Origin of the sequence: Nostoc sp. NMS4 (assembly GCF_017115095.1) — a bacterium.
In the GTDB taxonomy this organism is placed as follows: domain Bacteria; phylum Cyanobacteriota; class Cyanobacteriia; order Cyanobacteriales; family Nostocaceae; genus Nostoc.
Genome location: NZ_JABXKI010000380.1, coordinates 1 through 3,188 on the forward strand (window position 1 = coordinate 1; position 3,188 = coordinate 3,188).

2 protein-coding genes are annotated in these 3,188 nt (G+C 45.9%); both read right to left on the bottom strand.

The features are described from left to right. Positions 1–2,674 (bottom strand): strawberry notch-like NTP hydrolase domain-containing protein (locus tag HWQ37_RS31690; protein ID WP_292754829.1); only part of this gene is annotated, 2,674 nt, incomplete at its 3' end. A 140-nt stretch (positions 2,675–2,814) separates the two neighbouring features. After that, a partial coding sequence (locus tag HWQ37_RS31695) for a hypothetical protein (RefSeq protein WP_292754832.1) occupies positions 2,815–3,188 on the bottom strand: 374 nt, incomplete at its 5' end.

Below are 3,188 nucleotides of genomic sequence, written 5' to 3' on the forward strand. Positions count from 1 at the left end.
GGCTTGCTAATCGGTCAACTAGCGCCGAACGCAAAGCCACAGCTTCTTGTGAAATGATGGGCGAACCATCAGCATCAAAGGCTGGTTCTGAACGTTCTTCACCTTCAGAGGATGAATGAATCTCATGGAGATGAATCGGAAAAGCGCTCATCAAATAATCCATCACATATTCCCGTGGAGTTAGATCAAGATTCAAGTCCTTCCACTCAGTCGCCGCAACCTCATTGAGTCGTCGTTTCAACAGTTCCTCATTAGTGGAAACTATTTGCACAACCACAGCATTCCCTTGGGCGATATCCTGCTCAATGGCTTTAATCAGTTTCGGGCATTTCATCCCAGTCAACAAATGGTTAAAGAATCGTTGTTTGTGGGATTCAAACTGGGACATCGCAGACATTTTAGCCATACGGTTGTATGTTTTCGCGCCGGAGATATTACACGCTTCTAACGCCTTGTATAAGTTATTGTGGATTATTTGGAAAGCGTCGGCATAACTGTCGTAAATCCTTTCCTGAGTAGGAGTTAAGTCAATTTCCAATGTGTCATATTCAACTCCCTCAAAACTGAGCGAGCGCGCCAGATATAATCCCAGTGCTTTTAAATCCCTGGCAACAACTTCCATTGCAGCAATACCACCAACCTCAATGGATTCCACAAAGTCTTCACGGGAGGTAAACGGGAAGTCGCCAGTCTGCCATAGTCCCAGGCGATTAGCATAGGAGAGGTTGGATACTTTGGTCGCACCGGTAGCTGACACGTAGACAACCCGTGCAAGAGGTAGTGCATTTTGTAGCCGAAGACCGACGATACCTTGCATAGATGCTTTGACCATTCCCAACTTCCCCTCTTGTGCCATCGCGTTACCCATTGCGTGACATTCGTCAAATGCAATTGCACCTTCAAATTCCTTGCCTGCCCAGTCAATGATTTGTTTGAGCCGACTTTTACCACCCTTCAGGGATCTTAAGGTAGAGTATGTAGTAAAGAGAACACCTTGCGAAAAGGGGATTGGATCACCTAGTTTGATATTGCCGAGGTCGATGATGTCTTTTTCACTACCACCTAGCGCACACCAATCTCGTCGCGCATCCTCAATCAGTGCAGAACTTTTGGAAATCCAGATGGCTTTTCGTCGTCCCTGACACCAATTGTCTAAAACGATACCAGCGACTTGTCTACCTTTACCCGCACCCGTCCCATCTCCCAAGAACCAGCCGCGTCTAAACCTCACAGCATTTTGCTCACTGTTCGCCGCGACTGTAACATTGTCTAGCGAATCATCCACCAAATAGGAACCAGACAGGAATTCTGAGTGCGTTTGTCCTGCGTAAACCACGCTTTCAAGTTGTGCTTCAGATAACAATCCTTGTGCAACAATCTGTTGAGGGAGATGCGGTTTGTAGGTGGGTGCTGGTGGAGAGACTAGTGCCAGCGCTGCACTTTCGCACAAGAGCGAGGGATGGGGTAAAGCATCCTTAATGCGAACTCTTTGTGGGCGATAGCTTTCATAAAGTGCATCTTTTAGTCCTTCGGTTGCAGTCCACTCGACAACCTCATAATTTAGGGGAGCAACATCTATAAATTGGGATGTAGCTTGAGTATCTGGTATAGAGTGGCTCTGTTTTAGCTTAACAAGACTTAAAGAAACCGTTTTTGGTGCAGTAGCTTGAGCATTAAGATTTGGTGGTTGCCACACCAGTCGAGTTGGGAGTTGCTCAATCAACTCCAGCAGTTCGGTAAGCTCCACTGTATGCGGTATACAAGCAATGTGAGTGGGATCAGCAGCCGGAACTTTATCAATCACCGTAATCCGGGTATCCATTTGTGTACCATGCTTCGAGTACACTTTACCGTTGACCCCGACTGAAAGCACAACTGTTGCTTTTTCCTGCATGTTGAGAAAAGTTTCTCGCCAATCATCATTGCTTGGAGAAAACCAATTAGCAGTAATCGTTACCAGTCGTCCCCCATCTACCAGCCTTTGCAATGCTGAGTTGACATGACGTGGTGTGGCATCCGGGTTGCGATTCCTCACTTTGGGCGATGATGAAAACGGAGGATTCATCAGCACTACAGATGGTTGAGTTTTACCAGCTAGGTAATCGTTGATTTGTTCGGCATTAACATCGAATAACGGAACACCTGGAAATAAGCGTCGCAGGATTTTACTTCTGTCTTCTGCCAGTTCGTTAAGCATCAAGCTTGCACCTTTAAGTTTGGCGAACTGGGCAAGAATACCAGTACCAGCACTTGGCTCTAGAACCAAATCATTGCTGTTGATTTGTCCAGCCATTGCTACCAAGTAAGCTAGGGGCAAGGGTGTAGAGAACTGTTGTAATTTTAGTTGCTCCTCACTGCGGCGGGTGTGAGTTGGGCAGAGTGTTTCTAGCTGTTGCAGTTCTAAAAGAGGATTTTGTGGTAATCCACTACGTTGCAGATATAGGATTAGTGCTACCTCTACAGCCTCATAAGCATCTTTCCACTGCCAAGCACCTTCTGCCGCAGTGCCAAGAAAGTACCGATTCATCTGTGCTTGAATCGTCTTTGTTGCCAGGGGACGCTTATCGAGCAAAGGTTTAACAAGATATGAGGCAACGTTGACCAATGATTGTCCGTAGTCTAAGACAGATATTAGGTCAAACAGAGAACCTTGTGTTGCGATTTGGCTCACCATATTTATACATATTAATTTTCACTCGAAATTTGGCGTAGCCATTGCTGAATTTAATAGCTCACGCCGACTCCGGGCGGTTACGCCATCGCCAACATCAAGCGATCGCTCCACTAAATTCAAATTGTGTTGATTTTTAGGAACTATGCAGCTTTCTTGGGTCTGCCGGGTTTGCGAGACGATTCACCCGGCGCTGATTTGGGTTTCTTAGTAGAAGTAGCCTTGTGTTGATTTTTACTACGCTTCGGTTTTATTTCTTGGACTGGAGGGAGTAGTCTCAATGTTGTCAATGTCAGTACAACACTTTGATTTTCAAAAGTACTGTTAGGTAATGCTGGCTCTAGAGTCCAGGGATCAGGAATTTCATCAAACTGTGGAGCAATGAACGGGACTGGTTGAGTCTCCAGTTGTTCAAAGTCAGGAATTTCTTTAATCTGTGGGAAGAGCGTTGATGTTTGGGACTCCTCCAACACAGATGGTTGTGCAATTGCAACAGGTGGCAAAGGTACAATCCACA